This is a genomic window from Streptococcus sp. Marseille-Q5112 (assembly GCF_916700555.1).
Taxonomy (GTDB): Bacteria; Bacillota; Bacilli; order Lactobacillales; family Streptococcaceae; genus Streptococcus; species Streptococcus symci.
In genome coordinates this window covers 15,083-36,144 of record NZ_CAKAKP010000011.1, presented here as the reverse complement: position 1 = coordinate 36,144, position 21,062 = coordinate 15,083, and the positions used below count along the sequence as shown (strand labels likewise).

The window sequence follows — 21,062 nt, the reverse complement described above, 5'->3', positions numbered from 1 at the left end:
GTGCAGTCTTTTTCTCTTTCCGAAATGCCTGTGAAATATGGTATAATAGAAGAATGGGAAACAAGAATACAAGTAAAACAAGACGGAGACCGTCTAAAGCAGAACTCGAAAGAAAAGAAGCGATTCAACGAATGTTGATTTCGTTGGGAATCGCGCTTTTATTGATTTTCGCAGCCTTCAAATTAGGGGCTGCAGGTATCACCCTTTACAATCTAATTCGCTTGCTGGTGGGTAGCCTAGCTTATCTGGCAATATTTGGCATCCTACTCTATCTCTTCTTTTTCAAGTGGATACGAAAACAGGAAGGCCTCCTATCTGGCTTTTTCACCATATTTGCAGGTTTGCTCTTGATTTTTGAGGCCTATTTAGTTTGGAAATATGGTTTGGACAAGTCGGTCCTAAAAGGAACCATGGCGCAGGTTGTGACGGATTTGACTGGTTTTCGAACGACTAGTTTTGCTGGAGGGGGCTTGATTGGGGTCGCTCTTTATATTCCAACCGCCTTTCTCTTTTCAAATATCGGCACTTACTTTATTGGTTCTATCTTGATTTTAGCAGGCGCTCTCCTAATCAGTCCTTGGTCTGTTTACGATATTGCGGAATTTTTCAGTAGAGGCTTTGCTAAATGGCGGGAAGGGCATGAGCGTCGAAAAGAGGAACGCTTTGTCAAACAAGAAGAAAAAGCTCGCCAAAAGGCTGAGGAAGAGGCTAGATTAGAACAAGAAGAAGCTGAAAAAGCCTTACTCGATTTGCCTCCTGTTGATATGGAAACGGGTGAAATTCTGACAGAAGATGTTGTGCTTGACGTTCCACCTATTCCAGAAGAAGAGTGGGTGGAACCAGAAATCATCCTGCCTCAAGCTGAACTTGAATTCGCTGAACAGGAAGATGGCTCAGATGATGAAGACGTACAGGTCGATTTTTCTGCTAAGGAGGCCCTTGAATACAAACTTCCAAGCTTACAACTCTTTGCCCCAGATAAACCAAAGGACCAGTCTAAAGAAAAGAAAATCGTCCGAGAAAACATCAAAATCCTAGAAGAAACCTTTGCTAGCTTCGGTATCAAGGTAACAGTTGAACGGGCCGAAATTGGGCCATCAGTGACCAAGTATGAAGTCAAGCCAGCAGTGGGTGTAAGGGTCAACCGCATCTCCAATCTCGCAGATGACCTCGCTCTAGCCTTGGCGGCCAAGGATGTCCGAATCGAAGCACCTATCCCAGGGAAATCTTTAGTGGGAATCGAAGTACCTAACTCTGAGATTGCGACAGTTTCTTTCCGAGAACTATGGGAACAATCTCAAACGAAAGCAGAAAATCTCTTGGAAATTCCTTTAGGGAAGGCAGTTAATGGCACCGCAAGAGCTTTTGACCTTTCAAAAATGCCTCATTTGCTCGTCGCAGGTTCAACGGGTTCAGGGAAGTCAGTAGCTGTTAATGGTATTATTGCTAGCATTCTCATGAAGGCAAGACCAGACCAAGTCAAATTTATGATGGTTGACCCCAAGATGGTTGAGTTATCTGTTTACAATGATATCCCCCATCTCTTAATTCCAGTTGTGACCAATCCACGCAAGGCCAGCAAGGCTCTGCAAAAGGTTGTGGATGAGATGGAAAACCGTTATGAACTCTTTGCCAAGGTGGGAGTTCGTAACATTGCAGGTTTTAATGCCAAGGTAGAAGAGTTCAATGCCCAGTCTGAGTACAAGCAGGTTCCGCTACCGCTCATTGTCGTGATTGTGGATGAGTTGGCTGACCTCATGATGGTAGCCAGCAAGGAAGTGGAAGATGCTATCATTCGTCTCGGACAGAAGGCGCGTGCTGCAGGTATCCACATGATTCTTGCAACCCAGCGCCCATCCGTTGATGTCATTTCTGGTCTGATCAAGGCCAATGTTCCTTCTCGTGTCGCTTTCGCAGTTTCATCAGGAACAGATTCCCGTACGATTTTGGATGAAAATGGAGCGGAAAAACTGCTTGGTCGAGGTGACATGCTCTTTAAACCGATTGATGAAAACCACCCAGTTCGTCTCCAAGGCTCCTTTATCTCGGATGATGATGTCGAGCGCATTGTGAACTTCATCAAGGCTCAGGCAGATGCGGACTACGATGAGAGTTTTGATCCAGGTGAGGTTTCTGAAAATGAAGGTGAATTTTCAGATGGTGAAACTGGTGGAGATCCGCTTTTTGAAGAAGCCAAGGCTTTGGTCATTGAGACCCAGAAAGCTAGTGCGTCCATGATTCAGCGTCGTTTATCAGTTGGATTTAACCGTGCGACCCGCCTTATGGAAGAACTCGAAATGGCAGGTGTCATTGGTCCAGCTGAAGGTACCAAACCAAGAAAAGTATTGCAACAATAAAAAAATAGCTTCTTTCCAAGTTTGGAGGGAAGCTATTTTACTGGCTATTGATTGGTATTATTTTCTGAATTTGGAGTATTGGACTGTTTTTCATTTTCAGTAGTAGGCTTACTTGGAGCAGGAGTAGTAGATTCCTGAGTCGCTACTTTCTGCTCTTCTTTTTTCTCTTCCTTGACGCTAGATTTTGGTGTTTCCTCTTGCTGTGTTTTTTCTTGAGAAGTGTTATTTTCCTTATTGGGACTAGTGTTTTCCTGAGGGGATTCCTTTTGAATTTCTTTGACAATTGTTGTCGTCTGGCTTGTCGTAGGTTCTTTTTTAGTATTTTTATTATTATCCAAGGCGTTCATGATAGTGATACTTGCAGTAATTAAGCCAAGGATACTACCGATAGTGGCAACAGTTTTTTGAAAGACCGTAAAGCCTTTTTTGATGTGTTCTGTTTTTGGTTTTAAAGTTCTACGATAATTAGACATATATTCTCTCCTTTAATTAAAATTTATTATACCGCATTTCTTTAAAAAAATCTTAAAAAAAGAGGAATTGCCCTTTCTTGTCGCAGACTCCGTTTCATGATACAATAGAAGGAGTGATTTTAGAAAGCGTGAGAAAACATGATTTACTTTGATAATTCGGCGACGACCAAGCCCTATCCTGAAGCCCTTGAAACTTATATGCAGGTCGCTTCAAAAATTTTAGGAAATCCATCTAGTCTCCATCGTTTGGGAGACCAGGCAACACGAATCTTAGATGCTTCTCGCCAACAGATTGCAGATTTAATCGGTAAGAAAAGCGATGAAATCTTCTTTACTTCTGGTGGGACAGAAGGAGATAACTGGGTCATCAAGGGTGTGACCTTTGAAAAGGCTCAGTTTGGAAAACACATCATTGTATCAGCCATTGAACATCCGGCAGTCAAAGAGTCAGCCCTCTGGTTGAAAAGTCAAGGATTTGAAGTAGATTTTGCTCCAGTTGATAACAAAGGATTTGTAGATGTTGAAGCGTTATCAGATTTGATAAGACCTGATACGACCCTCGTTTCCGTCATGGCTGTGAACAATGAAATCGGCTCGATTCAACCTATTCAAGCTATTTCAGAACTATTGGCAGACAAGCCAACTATTTCCTTCCACGTTGATGCGGTTCAGGCACTTGCCAAGATTCCGACTGAAAAGTATCTGACAGAACGAGTGGATTTTGCGACTTTCTCTAGTCACAAGTTTCACGGAGTTCGAGGTGTTGGATTTGTCTATATCAAGTCTGGCAAGAAGATTACGCCTCTGTTGACTGGTGGTGGTCAGGAGCGTGATTATCGTTCAACAACTGAAAATGTGGCAGGAATTGCAGCGACAGCCAAGGCTCTCCGTTTGTCTATGGAAAAGCTAGGTTTCTTTACTAGCAAGACTGGGCAGATGAAGGCAGTGATTCGCCAAGCCCTTCTGGACTATCCAGATATTTTTGTCTTTTCAGATGAGGAAGACTTTGCCCCTCATATTCTGACTTTTGGAATCAAGGGTGTTCGCGGTGAAGTCATTGTTCATGCCTTTGAAGACTATGATATTTTTATTTCTACGACTTCTGCTTGTTCGTCCAAGGCTGGAAAACCTGCAGGTACTTTGATTGCCATGGGAGTGGATAAAGATAAGGCCCAGTCAGCTGTGCGTCTTAGCCTAGACCTTGAAAATGATATGAGTCAGGTCGAGCAGTTTTTGACCAAGTTAAAATTGATTTACAATCAAACTAGAAAAGTAAGATAGGAGCATTCATGCAATATTCAGAAATTATGATTCGCTACGGAGAGCTGTCAACCAAAGGTAAAAACCGTATGCGTTTCATCAATAAACTTCGCAATAATATTTCAGACGTTTTGTCTATCTATCCCCAAGTTAAGGTAACGGCAGATCGTGATCGTGCTCACGCTTACCTCAATGGAGCAGATTACACAGCAGTAGCAGAATCACTCAAACAAGTCTTCGGGATTCAAAACTTTTCTCCCGTTTATAAGGTCGAAAAATCTGTTGCGACGCTTAAGTCTGCTGTCCAAGAGATTATGCAGGACATCTACAAGGATGGCATGACCTTTAAAATTTCTAGCAAGCGTAGCGACCACAACTTTGAGTTGGATAGTCGTGAACTCAACCAAACACTTGGAGGGGCTGTATTCGAAGCCATTCCAAATGTGCAAGCTCAAATGAAAAATCCAGATATTAATCTTCAGATAGAAATCCGTGAAGAGGCAGCCTATCTTTCTTATGAAACCATTCGTGGGGCTGGTGGTTTGCCAGTTGGAACTTCAGGTAAAGGGATGCTTATGTTGTCAGGAGGGATTGATTCACCTGTAGCAGGTTATCTTGCTTTGAAGCGTGGGGTGGATATTGAGGCTGTTCACTTTGCCAGCCCACCTTATACTAGTCCAGGCGCTCTCAAGAAAGCCCAAGATTTGACCCGTAAATTAACAAAGTTTGGTGGAAATATCCAATTTATCGAAGTTCCTTTTACAGAGATTCAAGAGGAAATCAAAGCTAAAGCGCCAGAAGCTTACTTGATGACTCTAACTCGTCGCTTTATGATGCGTATTACGGACCGTATTCGTGAGGTACGAAATGGTTTGGTTATTATCAATGGGGAAAGTCTTGGTCAAGTCGCTAGCCAAACCCTTGAAAGCATGCAGGCTATCAATGCCGTTACCAACACTCCCATCATCCGTCCAGTTGTAACCATGGATAAGTTGGAAATCATTGATATTGCACAAGAAATCGATACCTTTGACATTTCAATCCAGCCATTTGAGGATTGCTGTACGATTTTTGCGCCAGATCGTCCAAAAACCAATCCTAAGATAAAGAATGCGGAGCAGTATGAAGCTCGTATGGATGTTGAAGGTTTAGTTGAGCGAGCAGTGTCTGGAATCATGATTACTGAGATTACACCGCAGGCTGAAAAAGATGAAGTCGATGACTTGATTGACAATCTTCTCTAATCAGAAAATCCAAAAGAATTTAGAAAAATAGATGAAAAAGTTAGTTTTTAATTCCAAAAGTGGAAGCAAAACTAACTTTTTTTCTATAATTGTGATATAATAAAATAAAATTTTGAATATAGAGAGTTTTCTGACAATGAATCAATCCTACTTTTATTTAAAAATGAAAGAACACAAACTCAAGGTTCCTTATACAGGTAAGGAACGTCGTGTACGTGTTCTTCTGCCTAAAGATTATGAGAAAGACACGGACCGTTCCTATCCCGTTGTTTACTTTCATGACGGGCAAAATGTTTTTTATAGCAAGGAGTCTTTCATTGGCCATTCATGGAAGATTATCCCAGCTATTAAGCGTAATCCTGATATCAGTCGCATGATTGTCATTGCCATTGACAATGATGGTATGGGGCGGATGAATGAGTATGCGGCTTGGAAGTTCCAAGAATCTCCTATTCCGGGGCAGCAGTTTGGCGGTAAGGGCGTGGAGTATGCCGAGTTTGTTATGGAGGTGGTCAAGCCATTTATCGATGAGACCTACCGTACCAAAGCTGACCGCCAGCATACGGCTATGATTGGGTCTTCACTAGGAGGCAATATTACCCAGTTTATCGGTTTGGAATACCAAGACCAAATTGGATGTCTCGGGGTCTTTTCATCTGCTAACTGGCTCCATCAAGAAGCCTTTAATCGCTATATTGAACGCAAGAAACTATCGCCTGACCAGCGTATCTTTATCTATGTTGGAACTGAAGAAGCAGATGATACGGACAAGACCCTGATGGCTGGTAATATCAAACAAGCATATATCGATTCGTCTCTTCGCTATTACCATGATTTGATAGCAGGTGGGGTACACTTAGATAATCTTGTCTTGAAAGTTCAATCTGGTGCCATCCATAGTGAAATCCCTTGGTCGGAGAATTTACCAGACTGTCTGAGATTTTTTTCAGAGAAATGGTAAGTTAGAAAAGGAGAAAGCCAATGCATATTGAAAACCTTAGCCACTGGAGTGGCAATCTTAACCGTGAAATGTACCTTAATCGTTATGGACATGCAGGGACTCCAGTTGTGGTCTTTGCTTCATCAGGTGGTAGTCACAACGAATACTATGATTTTGGCATGATTGATGCCTGTGCTTCCTTTATCGAGGAAGGCCGTGTCCAGTTCTTTACCTTGTCCAGTGTAGATAGTGAGAGCTGGTTGGCCACATGGAAAAATGGGCACGACCAAGCGGAAATGCACCGTGCCTATGAACGCTATGTGATTGATGAGGCCATTCCTTTTATCAAGCATAAGACAGGTTGGTTTGATGGTATGATGACGACAGGTTGCTCCATGGGCGCCTACCATGCAGTCAACTTTTTTCTCCAACATCCAGATGTTTTTACAAAGGTGATTGCTCTTAGTGGTGTTTACGATGCACGTTTCTTTGTCGGCGATTACTACAATGACGATGCTATTTACCAAAACTCGCCAGTAGATTATATCTGGAATCAGAATGACGGCTGGTTTATTGACCGTTATCGTCAGGCAGAGATTGTGCTGTGTACGGGTCTTGGTGCCTGGGAACAAGACGGTCTACCATCTTTCTACAAGCTTAAAGAAGCCTTTGACCAGAAACAAATTCCAGCCTGGTTTGCTGAATGGGGACACGATGTCGCCCACGACTGGGAATGGTGGCGCAGACAAATGCCTTATTTCCTTGGAAATCTCTATTTATAAAAGGAGTTACCTATGAATTACCTTGTTATTTCTCCCTATTATCCGCAAAACTTTCAACAATTTACAATTGAGCTAGCTAATAAAGGCATCACAGTCTTGGGAATTGGTCAAGAACCATACGAGCAATTGGATGAACCTTTACGCAATAGCCTGACTGAGTATTTCCGTGTTGACAATCTTGAAAATGTAGACGAAGTCAAGCGCGCTGTTGCTTTTCTCTTTTATAAACATGGCCCGATTGATCGTATTGAATCCCATAATGAATACTGGCTAGAACTGGACGCAACACTCAGAGAACAATTCAATGTCTTTGGTGCCAAACCAGAGGATCTCAAAAAGACAAAATTTAAGTCTGAAATGAAGAAACTCTTCAAAAAAGCAGGTGTCCCAGTGGTACCTGGAGCTGTTATCAAGACGGAAGCAGATGTGGATCAAGCTGTGAATGAAATCGGCCTTCCAATGATTGCCAAACCTGACAATGGAGTGGGAGCAGCCGCGACCTTTAAGCTTGAGACAGAAGACGATATCAATCACTTCAAGACTGAGTGGGACCATTCAACCGTTTATTTCTTTGAAAAATTTGTCACTTCTAGCGAAATTTGTACCTTTGATGGTCTAGTGGATAAGGATGGAAAGATTGTCTTTTCAACGACCTTCGACTACGCCTATACACCGCTTGATCTCATGATTTACAAGATGGACAATTCCTACTACGTTCTCAAGGATATGGATCCTAAATTACGTAAATATGGTGAGGCAATTGTCAAAGAATTTGGTATGAAAGAACGGTTCTTCCATATTGAGTTCTTCCGTGAAGGGGATGATTACATCGCCATTGAGTACAATAACCGCCCTGCAGGTGGTTTTACCATTGATGTTTATAACTTTGCTCATTCTTTGGATCTTTATCGTGGCTATGCTGCTATTGTCGCAGGAGAAGAGTTCCCAGCGTCAGACTTTGAAGCTCAATATTGTTTAGCTACATCCCGTCGTGCAAATGCTCACTATGTTTATTCTGAGGAGGACTTGCTTGCCAAATACAGCCAGTATTTCAAGGTTAAAAAAATCATGCCAGCGGCCTTTGCGGAACTTCAAGGAGATTACCTTTATATGCTGACAACTCCGAGTCGACAAGAAATGGAGCAGATGATTGCAGATTTCGGACAACGTCAAGAATAAGAACTCTCGGATTAAGGAAATCCACCTCTTTAATCCTTTTGTTTCAATAAGAGAAATAAAACCGCTTTCCCATATATTCTTTTAGAAAACCTGTTGCTAAAAGATATAAAAATTGATAGAATAAGGATTGTCTAAAAAATTTTAAGGAGAATCTATCAAATGGATTTCACATGGGCAATTAAATATGCCACTGAATTTTTGGCCACTGCTATTTTGATCATTCTTGGAAATGGTGCAGTTGCCAACGTTGAACTTAAAGGTACGAAAGGTCACCAAAGTGGCTGGATCGTTATCGCTGTTGGTTATGGTATGGGGGTTATGATCCCAGCCTTGATGTTTGGTAACGTATCAGGTAACCACATTAACCCAGCCTTCACTCTTGGACTTGCGATCAGCGGTCTCTTCCCTTGGGCACAAGTTGCACCTTATATCATCGCACAAGTTTTGGGTGCTATCTTTGGTCAAGCCTTGGTTGTGGCAACACACCGCCCATACTACTTGAAAACTGAAAATCCAAACAACATCTTGGGTACTTTCTCAACCATTTCAAGTTTGGATAATGGTACAAAAGAATCACATTTTGCAGCAACTGTTAATGGTTTTGTAAATGAGTTTGTTGGTTCATTTGTTCTTTTCTTTGCAGCTCTTGGAATGACTAAAAACTTCTTTGGTGCTGAACTAGTATCAAAAGCACAAGCGGCTATTAATGCTCAAGTTGCACAAGCAACTACTCAAGGTCAAACCATTCCTCAAGAACAAGTAACAGCAGCACTTGACCAAGCTAAAGAACAAGTAGCACCATTTATGACATCTGGTCTTGGAATTGCTCACTTGGCACTAGGTTTCCTAGTTATGGCCTTGGTAACATCACTTGGTGGACCTACAGGACCTGCCTTGAACCCAGCCCGTGACTTGGGACCACGTCTCCTTCATGCTTTCCTTCCAAAATCAGTTCTTGGTGAGCACAAAGGTGATTCAAAATGGTGGTACTCTTGGGTACCAGTAGTAGCACCGATCGCAGCAGCAATTGCCGCAGTAGCTATCTTCAAATTCCTTTACCTATAAGAAATTGAAACCGAGGAAATCCTCGGTTTTTTAGATGAAATTTTACGAAAAAAAGGTAAATCTGAGCATAATTTCTTGTAAAAAATTCTAAAATCCTTTAAAATAAAAGAGTTGGAGGAATTTATGAATGTAAATCAGATTGTACGGATTATTCCTACTTTAAAAGTTAATAATAGAAAATTAAATGAAACATTTTATATAGAAACCCTTGGCATGAAGGCCTTGTTAGAAGAGTCAGCCTTTCTGTCACTAGGTGATCAAACAGGTCTAGAAAAGCTGGTTTTAGAAGAAGCTCCAAGTATGCGCACTCGTAAGGTAGAGGGAAGAAAAAAACTAGCTAGATTGATTGTCAAAGTGGAAAATCCCTTAGAAATTGAAGGACTCTTATCTAAAACAGATTCGATTCATCAATTATATAAGGGGCAGAATGGCTATGCTTTTGAAATTTACTCTCCAGAAGATGATTTGGTTTTGATTCATGCGGAAGATGATAGAGAAAGTCTAGTAGAAGTAGGAGAAAAACCTGAGTTTCAAACAGATTTGGAGTCAATTTCTTTAAGTAAATTTGAGATTTCTATGGAATTACATTTTCCAACTGATATCGAAAGTTTCTTGGAAGTATCTGAAATTGGGGAATCCCTTGATTTTATCCCAGCTCAGGGGCAAGATTTGACTGTGGACAATACGGTTACTTGGGACTTATCTATGCTCAAGTTCTTGGTCAATGAACTAGATATAGCAAGTATTTGCCAGAAGTTTGAGTCTACAGAATATTTTATTCCTAAGTCTGAAAAATTCTTCCTTGGTAAAGATAGAAATAATGTTGAATTGTGGTTTGAAGAAGTATGAAGTGGACCAAGATTATTAAAAAAATAGAAGAACAAATCGAGGCAGGGATTTATCCCGGAGCCTCTTTTGCGTATTTTAAGGACAATCAATGGACGGAGTTCTATTTAGGTCAGAGTGACCCAGAGCATGGCTTGCAGACTGAGGCAGGACTAGTTTATGACCTAGCTAGTGTTAGCAAGGTTGTTGGGGTTGGCACCGTTTTTACCTTCTTGTGGGAAAACGGTCAATTAGATATTGACAGACCAGTAGCCGATTTTTTACCTGAAAGTGATTATCCTGATATCACTATTCGTCAGCTCTTAACTCACGCTACAGACCTTGATCCGTTTATTCCCAATCGTGATCTTTTAACAGATTCAGAATTAAAGGAAGCGATGTTTCATCTCAACAGACGAAGCCATCCAGCCTTTCTTTATTCGGATGTCCATTTTTTACTTTTGGGCTTTATTTTGGAAAGAATCTTTAATCAAGACCTGGATGTAATTTTACAAGAACAAGTTTGGAAACCGTGGGGAATGACGGAAACTCAGTTTGGGCCTGTTGGGCTTGCTGTTCCAACAGTTAGAGGTGTCGAGGCAGGTCTGGTACATGATCCCAAGGCTCGCCTCCTAGGCAGACATGCAGGGAGTGCTGGTTTGTTTTCGACTGTAAAGGATTTACAAATCTTTTTAGAGAACTATTTAGCAGATGATTTTGCAAGAGATTTGAGTAAAAATTTTTCTCCTTTGGATGACAAGGAACGTTCTTTGGCATGGAATTTGGATGGAGATTGGCTAGACCATACGGGCTATACAGGTACCTTTATCATGTGGAATCGTCAGAATCAAGAAGCGGTCATTTTTCTATCGAATCGTACCTATGAAAAGGATGAGAGGGCTCAATGGATTGTAGACCGTAATCAAGTGATGGACTTGATTCGCAAAGAAGAGTAAGGAGAGACATGTCAAACAGTTTAAAAGGGACTCTATTAACAGTTGTGGCTGGGATTGCTTGGGGCTTGTCAGGAACGAGTGGCCAATACCTGATGGCACACGGAATTTCGGCTCTGGTTTTGACCAACTTGCGTCTTTTAATCGCTGGTGGAATTCTCATGCTCTTGGCTTATGCTACTGCAAAGGATAAAATGCTGGCCTTTTTAAAGGATAGAAAGAGTTTGCTGTCTCTTCTCATTTTTGCTCTAATTGGCCTCTTCCTCAATCAATTCGCCTATCTAACTGCTATTCAGGAGACCAATGCAGGAACCGCGACGGTGCTTCAGTATGTTTGTCCTGTCGGGATTTTAATTTATAGCTGTATCAAGGATAAGGTGGGGCCAACACTGGGAGAGATTGTTTCCATCATATTAGCCATCGGAGGGACCTTCCTGATCGCCACTCATGGGCAGTTGGACCAGTTATCTATGACACCTGCAGGTCTGTTCTGGGGTCTCTTTTCTGCTCTGACTTACGCCCTGTATATCATTTTGCCCATAGCCTTGATTAAGAAGTGGGGGAGCAGTTTGGTCATTGGTGTGGGAATGGTCATAGCAGGTTTAGTCGCCCTTCCTTTTACAGGAGTTCTACAGACTGCTATCCCAACTAGTCTTGATTTTCTCCTTGCATTTGCGGGCATTATCCTTATCGGTACTGTCTTTGCCTATACAGCCTTCTTAAAAGGAGCCAGTCTGATTGGACCGGTCAAGTCAAGCTTGTTGGCTTCTATTGAGCCAATTTCGGCGGTTTTCTTTGCCTTCCTAATTATGAATGAACAATTTTATCCTATTGATTTTCTTGGTATGGCCATGATATTAGTTTCTGTAACTCTGATTTCTTTAAAAGATTTATTGTTAGAGAAATATACAAAAAATGAAAGTAGATGATAACCGCTCTTAAAGAGGGGTTATTTTTACTAGTAAAAGTCTTTAAATCTAAATGAATTAATGAAATTTTATAAAAGTTTAAGCCTTTTTCATTAAAATATTTATATGAGTATAGAATACCTGGAGAAAATATGAATATTTTTAAAAAAATACATCCATTTAAACCTCTAAAATACTTGAGATGGTTTGACATTGTGATTATTACGATTATAATGTTTGGTCAGTTTATAATTCGTTCAACCGAGCTATTTTTAGCAAATACGTTTCCAACGGGTGCATCAGGTACAGTAGGGACAGTTAGACAGGCTGCAAGCGAGGGTGCGGCTTATTCTAGTAATTTTACCCTGCAAGCTATATTACTGACTGTGACCCTACTCTATCTTTTGATTCGAAATTATGATTTTAAACAGCTACCTATTCGCTGGAATTGGTCCATTATCTTTTGGGTTCCATTCATATTTACTTTAGTGGGACTGTTTGGAGACTTGGTTACAACTCTCACGGGTAAATATAATTACTTTAATCCAGCCCTTTTTGCCTATATAGATTTCACGCAAATAATAGGGAAGTTCTTAGCTCTCAGGCCGATAGCGATTGCCTATGCCTTGCTTAATGGATTTTATGAAGAGTTTTTCTTTCTAGGTTTATTGACTTCAGTGAAGGAAAAACACAAGTGGTTGGTTTTGCTTTATTCTACTATTATTCGTATTTCCTTCCACACCTATCAAGGATTAGTATGGGCTTTGGTGATTGGTGTAGTTTATGGCTTATTCTATTATTTCTTATACAAATATAAAGTTAAAAATCTCCTTCCATTCTTTCTCATGCATGCTTTAGCAGATATGTTTGGTTCTAGCCTGATCTATCTATTGGTTGCTTGGGGGACTTAAGAATCAGAAAAGTCCACTCAGTTTTCTGAGCAGACTTTTTGTGTCAAGATGTTTAGTCTTTATTTTCGTATGGCAAAATCAAGTTCAAGATGATTCCTGTCATGGCTGATAGAGCAGTACCTGAAAGTGTAACTGGACCGAGTTTAAGGATAGCTCCTCCAAGTCCAAGGACCAACATAGCGCTTGCGATGATTAGGTTTCGCATTTGACCAAAATCAACACGTTCTTTGATCAAGACTTTCAAACCGTTGCTTGCGATAACACCATAGAGAAGGATTGACATACCACCAAGTACAGCGTTTGGAATAGTTGAAATCAAGGCAGTGAATTTACCAAGGAAACTAAGGGCAATCGCGATGAAGGCAGCGTTACGGATAACTGAGACAGAAGCGATACGAGTCATACCGATAACCCCTGTATTTTCTCCGTAAGTTGTATTGGCTGGTCCACCAAGGAAGGCAGAAACAGAAGTTGCGATACCGTCACCAAGAAGAGTACGGTGAAGACCAGGTTCTTTCAAGAATTGACGGCCACAGATTTGACCCAAAACAGTATGGTCTCCGATGTGTTCAGAAATTGTTACGATAGCGATTGGCAAGATAGCGATGGTTTCTGGACCAAAGTAAAGATTATATTCTTTAAAGGCACCACCTGTGCTAAATGGCAAGTAGAAACCAGGAATTTCAAACCAGTTAGCTTTAAGAACTGGTGTAAAGTCAACCAAACCAAGAGTTAGTGCGAAGAGGTAACCACCGATAATAGCAAAGAGGAATGGAATGATTCGTAGGAAGCCTTTTCCTTTTGTATTGATAAAGGCAGCAATCAAGAAAGTAACAACTGCTACAAGAGCATTTTTCCAATTTCCATCCGCTACAAGACCAGCATTGGTAACAGCTGAACCTGCAAGTCCAAGACCGATAACGATGATCATAGGTCCGATGATGATTGGTGGCAAGAGTTTATCAATCCATTTTGTACCCGCAAAACGAACACTTGCAGCCACAAGGACATAGATAAAACCTGTAAGGATAACTCCTGTTTGTGCAGCTGATACATCCCCTCCTAGTTCCTTCATAGCTAGGGACATAGCTGTGATAAAGGCGAATGATGATCCTAGATAAACTGGAACTCTAAAGCCAGTTGCGATCATGTAGATGAGTGTTCCAACACCTGAAGCAAAAAGGGCAACAGATACAGGCATTCCCAAAATCAAGGGTACCAAGATGGTCGCACCAAACATGGCGAAAACGTGTTGGAAGCTAAGGAGAATTCCTTTTCCAGCTGAAGGACGTTGGTCAACGTCTAGTAACAAATCAACAGTTGATTCTTGTTTCATATAAACCTCACTTTTGGGCATCAAAAAAGAGCCCATTATTTTACAGCAATAGGCCCTCAGAGTAAGACTTCTCTAAAATCTAGACTTTAAAGAGTTTTAAGTATTTCTGCGTCTTTGTCACCTCACGGGATGACATTAAAAACCTTTGCTTAGGATAGTATAGCAGAAAAAAATGATTTTGTAAATCATTTTTTCCCGAGCCCGAAAATAAGAGAGCGAGGTTGATTTTGTAAATCATTTTTTCCCGAGCCTAAAAATAAAAGAGCGAGGCTGACTTTGTAAATATTTTTTTACTAAAAAATTTAAAGTGGGCGTTTATTGGGCATGCCAGCCTTACGTGGATATTTATTTGGCGTTTCTTTTTTCTTTTCCACCACTGTGATGTAACGCGGATCTCCATTTGGTAGGGTGTAGCTGAGATTGTCTTCGACCTTACTGAAGAGGAGGTTGAGAGCATTCTTAGCTTCTAACAACTCCTCAGGCGCATTACTTGCCTTGAGTGCCAGTAGTTTTCCACCAACTTTAAGGTAGGGAATAGTTAATTCAGATAGGATCTGCATACGTGCAACCGCACGAGCTGTTACAAAATCATATTGAGCACGGAAGTTCTTGTCTTGAGCAAAGTCTTCCGCACGTCCATGGTAGAAGTAAACACCTTCCAAATCCAGTTCTTGAGCCAAGAGTTGGAGGAAGTTGATACGCTTATTGAGAGAATCAATGATAGTCACATTTAACTGAGGATAGAGGATTTTCATTGGTAGACTAGGAAATCCTGCTCCGGCTCCAATATCCAGAAGTTTGATAGTTTCATTGGGAATCAAACCTTGAAGAATGGGTGCAATCGAATCGTAAAAATGTTTGAGGTAAACTTCTTCCTTGTCCGTAATGGCTGTTAAGTTAATCTTTTCATTCCACTCGACCAAGAGTTCAAAATAGCGTTCAAATTGTTTTTTTTGCTGGTCCGAAAGTGGAAGATTTTGCTCGGCAAGCAAGTTGTAAAATGTTTCTGGTTTCATAGTTATTTCCTTCTTTAGTATCATCTTATTTTACCATAATCATTAAAAATTTGATATACTGGTACTAATCTAAAAGCAGAAAGGACTTATAAAAAATGATTTGGATTATTCTTGGAGTTATCGCTCTTGTTGTTATTTTTGTGATTGTTAGCTATAACGGTTTGGTTAAGAATCGTATGCAAACAAAGGAAGCTTGGAGCCAGATTGATGTTCAATTGAAGCGTCGAAATGACCTCTTGCCAAACTTGATTGAAACTGTTAAAGGTTATGCAAAGTATGAAGGTTCTACCCTTGAAAAGGTAGCTGAACTACGTAATCAAGTGGCGGCAGCAACTTCACCAGCTGAAGCTATGAAAGCAAGTGATGCCCTCACTCGTCAGGTTTCAGGTATCTTTGCAGTAGCAGAAAGCTATCCAGATTTGAAAGCTAGTGCTAACTTTGTAAAATTACAAGAGGAGTTGACAAACACAGAAAATAAAATTTCTTACTCTCGTCAACTTTATAACAGTGTTGTCAGCAACTACAATGTAAAATTAGAAACTTTCCCAAGCAATATTATCGCTGGAATGTTTGGATTTAAAGCAGCAGATTTCCTTCAAACACCAGAAGAGGAAAAGGCAGTTCCTAAAGTTGATTTTAGCGGTTTAGGTGACTAAGATGTTGTTTGATCAAATTGCAAGCAATAAACGAAGAACCTGGATTTTGTTGCTGGTATTTTTCCTACTCTTATCTCTGGTTGGCTATGCGGTTGGTTACCTCTTTATGAGGTCTGGTCTTGGCGGTTTGGTTATTGCACTGATTATCGGCTTTATCTATGCCATGTCTATGATTTTTCAATCAACAGAGATTGTCATGTCCATGAATGGGGCGCGTGAGGTTGATGAGCAAACGGCACCAGATCTTTATCATGTAGTGGAAGATATGGCTATGGTTGCTCAGATTCCCATGCCACGTGTTTTCATCATTGATGATCCAGCCTTAAATGCCTTTGCGACAGGTTCAAATCCTCAAAACGCAGCGGTTGCTGCGACTTCAGGTCTCCTTGCTATCATGAATCGCGAGGAGCTAGAAGCTGTTATGGGACATGAAGTCAGTCATATTCGTAATTATGATATCCGTATTTCGACTATTGCTGTTGCCCTTGCTAGTGCTATCACCATGCTTTCTAGTATGGCAGGTCGTATGATGTGGTGGGGTGGAGCAGGTCGTAGACGAAGTGATGATGACCGAGAAGGAAATGGCTTAGAAATCATTATGCTAGTGGTTTCCCTACTAGCTATTGTGCTGGCACCTCTCGCTGCAACCTTGGTGCAACTAGCTATTTCTCGTCAGAGGGAATTCCTAGCTGATGCATCGAGTGTTGAGTTGACGCGCAATCCTCAAGGGATGATTAATGCTCTACGTAAGTTGGATAATAGTAAACCGATGAGTCGTCCTGTCGATGATGCCAGTAGTGCACTTTATATCAATGATCCTAAGAAAGGGGGAGGGTTCCAAAAACTCTTTTATACCCACCCACCTATCTCAGAACGGATTGAACGTTTAAAACATATGTAAAAAAGAATCCAGAGGTCATCTCTGGATTTTTGATATACTGCAAATTTATAAATCGTGTAAATTAACGACTTCCAAGCCAAACTCTGTCAAGCGATAGATGGTAGAACAGACCTCTTTTAAGAAACGCCTGTCATGAGAAACAGTGATGAGACCGCCTGGATAGCTTGCAAAGAGTTTTCTTATTTCAGGTTGAGAAGTTGGAGAAAAGTTTCGTGTAGGTTCATCCAGCAGGAGAAAGTTTGGTTTGCGCAAGACTAAATCCAAAAGCAGGAGTTTACCTTGTTGACCGCCAGATAAGGAGCGAATTTGATGTTGCATTTCTGGATAACTGAAATTGAGACTGGCTAAGTGAGATTGGATTTTCTGTAGTTCCTCTTTTTCTCCAGTTTTGCTGAGATAGGCTATAGGGGATAAATCCAATTGTAGTTTTTTGTGGTAATCTTGTGGCATATAACCAAGTGAAATCTCTCTTTTTTGACTTAGCAGTTGTTGCAACTTTGCTAACAGAGTTGATTTCCCAATACCATTTGGGCCGATGATACCGATTTTTTCTTGGCCACGGATAGTTAATTGTAGTTCTTGCAACAAAACTCGGTCGCCAATGGCCAAATTTTCCTTTTCCAGTTGGATTAAGACTTTAGAAACCGGTAATGGCTGTATATCTGAGAAAAAAAGTCTAATTTCTTCCTCTTCAAGTGGTTTTTGGGTTATAGATTGAGCTGTCTTTTCAAAGCGTTTTTCTTGAGAGAGAACATTTTTCATCTTTTTAGCCAATAGGCGACCGGCAGTACTGTCTTTGGTAGCTCGAAGCGCAGTTTCTACATTTTGCTTGACTCGCCGGTGTTTTTCCATGGTTTTATCGTAGACTCTCTGGTCGTTAGCAGCTTGCTGGCTTTGTCTGGCAAAATTAGCCTTTCTCTGCTCACTATAGCGATCATAGTCTAAATGCTCTACTAGTGTTTCTGCTTCTTTCCGGTGCTTGACCAGTCGCAAGTGGACAATGGTATCAGCCGTTTCAGAAAGAAAGTCTTCATCATGAGAAATGAAAATAACGGTTTGTCGAATCTTTCGAATCTGACCTTTTAGCCAATCAACTGTTTCAAGGTCTAGGTCATTTGAAGGTTCATCTAAAAATAGAATCTCAAAGGGTTTGGCTAACTCATGGATGAGCTGAATTTTCAAAGCTTCGCCACCTGATAGACTGCCAATTTCTTGGTTGATAGCGAAACGATCGCTATCAAAATGCAATTCCTCAGCTAAACGATAGAGGGCACTGTAGTCTAAATCAATAGAATCTAAAAAGAAGTAGTCGTGTAGAGTTTTCTTTTTCAGCTTCTCGGGGAGTTTTTGAGGAATGTAAGCTAGTGATTGATAATCAGATTGAATGTCACCCCTGATAGTGAAATCAGGCAAATATTCCCCCATTAAAGTTTTAAGTAAGGTCGATTTGCCATTTCCTTCTTCGCCAATAATAGCTACCTTTTCTCCGTTTTGTATGGTCATGTTTAAGTCAGAGACAAGGTCTCGTAAATCTTTGTTTTGAGTGATGGTCAGATGATTGATTTTTATCATATTGTCGCCCTTTCTAGAATGTCGATAGTGCATAACAAAAAGCTCTACTTTACCTAGTAGAGCCCAAAGTCTATGTCAAAAAAACTCTATTAAAATGCCAGAAAAAGGGCATAAAAGAGCATGCAAAAAGAGACAAAAACAAGATCTACTAAATAAAGGTTCTTTATTTGATAGACTTAGTTGTTCATGTCTCCCTTACCTCCGAGTATTAGTACCTCTATCCTATACCTTTCAGGATATTTTGTCAACAGAAAACCGACAATTCTAATCTCTAGAATCCAAAAACAGGTCCATAAAGAGTCAGTACGTGTTTGACATGCTCGTAATGAAATTTGTCGTAGTTTCGCCAAGCAGTGCGTGCTTGATCGTTTAGTTTTAGGCTACCAAGACCAATCAGAAGACTGGTACGTTGGTAAAATTTCTCAAGGTCGATTAAGATACTGTTGTTCAACTTTTCCGCTTTTTTGAGCTCTTGCAGAGTAGTGTTTAGCAGCTCTTGTAGTCGAATATCATCTGCCGTACCCTGTTTACAGCTTTGGAAACTTTTATTTAACTCGGATAGGAGTTGGGTTGCATTAGTAATGAGTTCTTTGTCTTCCATGTGAGCATCCTCCTTGCTCTGATGTATTATTGCCTATAGTATAGCACTAAAAAACAAAAATGTCATAGTAAATATGTTTAAAATTCGAATTTTAATTATAAAGTTTGCTGTGCTGATTTGTAGCCTTTTCATGGTATAATCAAGAGAGTAAATCTTTATGGAGGAAGTATGAAATTAAATATTCAAGAAATTCGTAAGCAGTCTGAAGGCTTGCATTTTGAACAAAGTTTAGACCTAGTCGCAGACCTGCGTGCACGTAATCAAGAAATTTTAGATGTAAAAGATATCCTTGCAGTTGGGAAAGTACAATATGAAGACCGTATGTATTTCTTAGATTATCAACTATCTTACACCATTGTTCTTGCTTCAAGTCGCAGTATGGAGCCAGTTGAGTTAGTTGAATCTTATCCAGTAACGGAAGTTTTCATGGAAGGCGCAACTAACCAACTAGATCAGGAAGTTTTAGACGATGACTTGGTCCTACCTATCGAAAATGGAGAACTTGACCTTGCTGAGAGCGTGTCAGACAATATCCTACTAAACATTCCTATCAAGGTCTTGACGGCTGAAGAAGAAGCTGGTCAAGGATTTGTTTCAGGAAATGACTGGCAAATCATGACAGAGGAAGAATACCAAGCTCAACAAGCAGTTAAGAAAGAAGAAAACAGTCCTTTTGCTGGCTTACAAGGACTATTTGATGGAGACGAATAATGGTCTTGTCAAAAAAACGCGCACGAAAGGTGCTAGAAGAAATCATTGCTCTGTTTCCAGATGCCAAGCCCAGTCTTGATTTTACCAATCATTTTGAACTCTTGGTTGCGGTCATGTTGTCAGCCCAGACAACGGATGCAGCGGTAAATAAGGCCACACCAGGTCTCTTTGCTGCCTTTCCAACGCCACAAGCCATGTCTGTGGCGACTGAGAGTGAAATTGCCTCGCACATTTCTCGCCTAGGACTGTATCGAAATAAGGCTAAATTCCTTAAAAAATGTGCCCAACAGTTACTAGACGATTTTGATGGTCAAGTTCCTCAGACACGTGAGGAATTAGAGGGTTTGGCAGGTGTTGGTCGCAAGACAGCCAATGTTGTTATGAGTGTAGGATTTGGGATTCCAGCTTTTGCAGTGGATACTCATGTGGAGCGTATTTGCAAACACCACGATATTGTCAAAAAATCAGCGACACCACTTGAGGTGGAAAAACGTGTCATGGATATCTTGCCACCGGAGCAGTGGTTAGCTGCCCATCAGGCCATGATTTATTTCGGACGGGCTATCTGTCATCCTAAAAATCCAGAGTGTGACCAGTACCCACAGTTATATGATTTTAGCAATTTATAAGATGGGGTTTCAAAAGTTTTTGCTTGATTTTAAGCATGCTTTGTGCTATAGTAAGTGATAACTAAATATTCCTTTAAACCTGTCCCGTGAGGCAGGCAAGGAGCGCGATAAAGTAGAAGGGTGAAGTCTATACTGTGTGCAGTAGGGCTTGCTTAGCTATACATTTCAAGTCTCCTTGTTTAAGGAGACTTTTCTTTTTGGAGGTTTGTCATGAAGGCAAAAGAAGTTGTAGACGAATTGACCGTCAAACGAGCGATTACGCGTATTACTTATGAGATTATCGAACGCAACAAAGATTTGAATAAAATCGTCTTGGCTGGTATTAAAACTCGCGGTGTCTTTATCGCTCACCGAATCCAAGAACGTTTGGAACAGCTAGAAAATCTTTCAGTTCCTGTTGTGGAATTGGATACTAAACCTTTCCGTGACGATGTTAAAAGTGGAGAAGATACTTCTTTAGTTTCTGTTGATGTGACAGACCGTGAAGTTATCTTGGTGGATGATGTGCTCTATACAGGTCGTACCATACGTGCTGCTATTGATAATATTGTCGGTCATGGCCGTCCTGCGCGCGTGAGTTTAGCAGTTCTAGTCGATCGTGGACATAGAGAATTGCCAATTCGTCCAGATTACGTTGGAAAAAACATCCCAACTAGTCGTTCTGAAGAAATCATCGTAGAGATGGCAGAACTTGATGGCCAAGACAGAGTTCTGATTACTGAAGAAGCTTAGAAAGCTAAAGG

General features: G+C 40.8%; 21 protein-coding genes. 16 read left to right on the top strand and 5 right to left on the bottom strand.

Going from position 1 to position 21,062, the window contains the following annotated elements:
• The first annotated feature begins 53 nt into the window (after positions 1–53).
• Positions 54–2,357, top strand: coding sequence for a DNA translocase FtsK (locus tag LG372_RS07770; RefSeq protein WP_318783471.1), 2,304 nt, complete (start codon positions 54–56; stop codon positions 2,355–2,357).
• A gap of 44 nt (positions 2,358–2,401) precedes the next feature.
• Here the strand turns inward: LG372_RS07770 and LG372_RS07765 are convergent, their stop codons facing one another.
• Positions 2,402–2,830 carry a DUF6556 family protein gene (locus LG372_RS07765; protein WP_225742535.1) on the bottom strand — a complete coding sequence of 143 codons (429 nt, stop codon included), beginning with the start codon at positions 2,828–2,830 and terminating at the stop codon, positions 2,402–2,404.
• A 138-nt stretch (positions 2,831–2,968) separates the two neighbouring features.
• Between LG372_RS07765 and LG372_RS07760 the strand changes: the two genes are divergently transcribed.
• The 10 genes from LG372_RS07760 to LG372_RS07715 all read left to right on the top strand — a co-directional run bounded on the left by LG372_RS07760 (position 2,969) and on the right by LG372_RS07715 (position 12,897).
• Positions 2,969–4,111, top strand: coding sequence for a cysteine desulfurase family protein (locus tag LG372_RS07760; RefSeq protein ID WP_070478694.1), 1,143 nt, complete (start codon positions 2,969–2,971; stop codon positions 4,109–4,111).
• An 8-nt stretch (positions 4,112–4,119) separates the two neighbouring features.
• Positions 4,120–5,334, top strand: a complete 1,215-nt coding sequence (gene thiI / locus LG372_RS07755) for a tRNA uracil 4-sulfurtransferase ThiI (protein ID WP_225742534.1) — start codon at positions 4,120–4,122, stop codon at positions 5,332–5,334.
• A gap of 136 nt (positions 5,335–5,470) precedes the next feature.
• Positions 5,471–6,295, top strand: a complete 825-nt coding sequence (locus LG372_RS07750; RefSeq protein WP_225742533.1) for an alpha/beta hydrolase — start codon at positions 5,471–5,473, stop codon at positions 6,293–6,295.
• Between the two features lie 20 nt (positions 6,296–6,315).
• Positions 6,316–7,056, top strand: coding sequence for an esterase family protein (locus tag LG372_RS07745; RefSeq protein WP_225742532.1), 741 nt, complete (start codon positions 6,316–6,318; stop codon positions 7,054–7,056).
• Between the two features lie 12 nt (positions 7,057–7,068).
• Complete coding sequence (locus tag LG372_RS07740) at positions 7,069–8,235, top strand: ATP-grasp domain-containing protein (RefSeq protein ID WP_225742531.1); 1,167 nt, start codon at positions 7,069–7,071, stop codon at positions 8,233–8,235.
• Positions 8,236–8,394: 159 nt separating this feature from the next.
• The gene (gla, locus tag LG372_RS07735) at positions 8,395–9,300 is read left to right on the top strand and encodes an aquaglyceroporin Gla (protein ID WP_000348094.1); all 906 of its coding nucleotides are present in this window, start codon (positions 8,395–8,397) and stop codon (positions 9,298–9,300) included.
• A gap of 123 nt (positions 9,301–9,423) precedes the next feature.
• The gene (locus LG372_RS07730) at positions 9,424–10,149 is read left to right on the top strand and encodes a CppA family protein (protein WP_225742530.1); all 726 of its coding nucleotides are present in this window, start codon (positions 9,424–9,426) and stop codon (positions 10,147–10,149) included.
• Positions 10,146–11,081, top strand: a complete 936-nt coding sequence (locus tag LG372_RS07725) for a serine hydrolase domain-containing protein (protein WP_225742529.1) — start codon at positions 10,146–10,148, stop codon at positions 11,079–11,081. The genes LG372_RS07730 and LG372_RS07725 overlap by 4 nt, the downstream gene beginning before the upstream one ends.
• Before the next feature lie 8 nt (positions 11,082–11,089).
• Positions 11,090–12,007 carry a DMT family transporter gene (locus LG372_RS07720; RefSeq protein WP_225742528.1) on the top strand — a complete coding sequence of 306 codons (918 nt, stop codon included), beginning with the start codon at positions 11,090–11,092 and terminating at the stop codon, positions 12,005–12,007.
• 131 nt (positions 12,008–12,138) lie between these two features.
• Positions 12,139–12,897 carry a CPBP family intramembrane glutamic endopeptidase gene (locus tag LG372_RS07715; RefSeq protein WP_225742527.1) on the top strand — a complete coding sequence of 253 codons (759 nt, stop codon included), beginning with the start codon at positions 12,139–12,141 and terminating at the stop codon, positions 12,895–12,897.
• Positions 12,898–12,949: 52 nt separating this feature from the next.
• On the opposite strand, the gene LG372_RS07710 is transcribed toward LG372_RS07715, so the two are convergent.
• Both LG372_RS07710 and rsmG read right to left on the bottom strand, forming a co-directional pair.
• Positions 12,950–14,233 carry a uracil-xanthine permease family protein gene (locus LG372_RS07710; protein WP_225742526.1) on the bottom strand — a complete coding sequence of 428 codons (1,284 nt, stop codon included), beginning with the start codon at positions 14,231–14,233 and terminating at the stop codon, positions 12,950–12,952.
• 302 nt (positions 14,234–14,535) lie between these two features.
• Positions 14,536–15,249, bottom strand: coding sequence for a 16S rRNA (guanine(527)-N(7))-methyltransferase RsmG (gene rsmG / locus LG372_RS07705; RefSeq protein ID WP_049491497.1), 714 nt, complete (start codon positions 15,247–15,249; stop codon positions 14,536–14,538).
• Positions 15,250–15,344: 95 nt separating this feature from the next.
• Between rsmG and LG372_RS07700 the strand changes: the two genes are divergently transcribed.
• On the top strand, positions 15,345–15,905 hold the full coding sequence (locus LG372_RS07700) for a LemA family protein (protein ID WP_225742525.1): 561 nt from the start codon (positions 15,345–15,347) through the stop codon (positions 15,903–15,905).
• Position 15,906: 1 nt separating this feature from the next.
• On the top strand, positions 15,907–16,806 hold the full coding sequence (gene htpX / locus LG372_RS07695; protein ID WP_225742524.1) for a zinc metalloprotease HtpX: 900 nt from the start codon (positions 15,907–15,909) through the stop codon (positions 16,804–16,806).
• Between the two features lie 45 nt (positions 16,807–16,851).
• On the opposite strand, the gene LG372_RS07690 is transcribed toward htpX, so the two are convergent.
• Together LG372_RS07690 and LG372_RS07685 are read right to left on the bottom strand one after the other, a co-directional pair.
• Positions 16,852–18,411, bottom strand: coding sequence for an ATP-binding cassette domain-containing protein (locus tag LG372_RS07690; protein ID WP_225742523.1), 1,560 nt, complete (start codon positions 18,409–18,411; stop codon positions 16,852–16,854).
• Positions 18,412–18,649: 238 nt separating this feature from the next.
• Complete coding sequence (locus tag LG372_RS07685; protein ID WP_125454436.1) at positions 18,650–18,979, bottom strand: helicase BlpT; 330 nt, start codon at positions 18,977–18,979, stop codon at positions 18,650–18,652.
• A gap of 168 nt (positions 18,980–19,147) precedes the next feature.
• Here LG372_RS07685 and LG372_RS07680 point away from each other — a divergent pair, with 168 nt between their 5' ends.
• The 3 genes from LG372_RS07680 to pyrR all read left to right on the top strand — a co-directional run bounded on the left by LG372_RS07680 (position 19,148) and on the right by pyrR (position 21,051).
• A complete protein-coding gene (locus LG372_RS07680; protein WP_020901092.1) occupies positions 19,148–19,690 on the top strand; it encodes a YceD family protein in 543 nt (180 codons plus the stop codon).
• The gene (gene nth, locus LG372_RS07675; protein WP_225742522.1) at positions 19,690–20,319 is read left to right on the top strand and encodes an endonuclease III; all 630 of its coding nucleotides are present in this window, start codon (positions 19,690–19,692) and stop codon (positions 20,317–20,319) included. The genes LG372_RS07680 and nth overlap by 1 nt, the downstream gene beginning before the upstream one ends.
• Before the next feature lie 210 nt (positions 20,320–20,529).
• Positions 20,530–21,051, top strand: a complete 522-nt coding sequence (gene pyrR, locus LG372_RS07670) for a bifunctional pyr operon transcriptional regulator/uracil phosphoribosyltransferase PyrR (protein WP_000644747.1) — start codon at positions 20,530–20,532, stop codon at positions 21,049–21,051.
• Positions 21,052–21,062 lie beyond the last annotated feature (11 nt).

Coding starts and splice junctions, on each gene's coding strand:
- LG372_RS07770 (WP_318783471.1), top strand. CDS start 54: ATGGGAAACAAGAATACAAGTAAAACAAGACGGAGACCGTCTAAAGCA.
- LG372_RS07765 (WP_225742535.1), bottom strand. CDS start 2,830: ATGTCTAATTATCGTAGAACTTTAAAACCAAAAACAGAACACATCAAA.
- LG372_RS07760 (WP_070478694.1), top strand. CDS start 2,969: ATGATTTACTTTGATAATTCGGCGACGACCAAGCCCTATCCTGAAGCC.
- thiI (WP_225742534.1), top strand. CDS start 4,120: ATGCAATATTCAGAAATTATGATTCGCTACGGAGAGCTGTCAACCAAA.
- LG372_RS07750 (WP_225742533.1), top strand. CDS start 5,471: ATGAATCAATCCTACTTTTATTTAAAAATGAAAGAACACAAACTCAAG.
- LG372_RS07745 (WP_225742532.1), top strand. CDS start 6,316: ATGCATATTGAAAACCTTAGCCACTGGAGTGGCAATCTTAACCGTGAA.
- LG372_RS07740 (WP_225742531.1), top strand. CDS start 7,069: ATGAATTACCTTGTTATTTCTCCCTATTATCCGCAAAACTTTCAACAA.
- gla (WP_000348094.1), top strand. CDS start 8,395: ATGGATTTCACATGGGCAATTAAATATGCCACTGAATTTTTGGCCACT.
- LG372_RS07730 (WP_225742530.1), top strand. CDS start 9,424: ATGAATGTAAATCAGATTGTACGGATTATTCCTACTTTAAAAGTTAAT.
- LG372_RS07725 (WP_225742529.1), top strand. CDS start 10,146: ATGAAGTGGACCAAGATTATTAAAAAAATAGAAGAACAAATCGAGGCA.
- LG372_RS07720 (WP_225742528.1), top strand. CDS start 11,090: ATGTCAAACAGTTTAAAAGGGACTCTATTAACAGTTGTGGCTGGGATT.
- LG372_RS07715 (WP_225742527.1), top strand. CDS start 12,139: ATGAATATTTTTAAAAAAATACATCCATTTAAACCTCTAAAATACTTG.
- LG372_RS07710 (WP_225742526.1), bottom strand. CDS start 14,233: ATGAAACAAGAATCAACTGTTGATTTGTTACTAGACGTTGACCAACGT.
- rsmG (WP_049491497.1), bottom strand. CDS start 15,249: ATGAAACCAGAAACATTTTACAACTTGCTTGCCGAGCAAAATCTTCCA.
- LG372_RS07700 (WP_225742525.1), top strand. CDS start 15,345: ATGATTTGGATTATTCTTGGAGTTATCGCTCTTGTTGTTATTTTTGTG.
- htpX (WP_225742524.1), top strand. CDS start 15,907: ATGTTGTTTGATCAAATTGCAAGCAATAAACGAAGAACCTGGATTTTG.
- LG372_RS07690 (WP_225742523.1), bottom strand. CDS start 18,411: ATGCACTATCGACATTCTAGAAAGGGCGACAATATGATAAAAATCAAT.
- LG372_RS07685 (WP_125454436.1), bottom strand. CDS start 18,979: ATGGAAGACAAAGAACTCATTACTAATGCAACCCAACTCCTATCCGAG.
- LG372_RS07680 (WP_020901092.1), top strand. CDS start 19,148: ATGAAATTAAATATTCAAGAAATTCGTAAGCAGTCTGAAGGCTTGCAT.
- nth (WP_225742522.1), top strand. CDS start 19,690: ATGGTCTTGTCAAAAAAACGCGCACGAAAGGTGCTAGAAGAAATCATT.
- pyrR (WP_000644747.1), top strand. CDS start 20,530: ATGAAGGCAAAAGAAGTTGTAGACGAATTGACCGTCAAACGAGCGATT.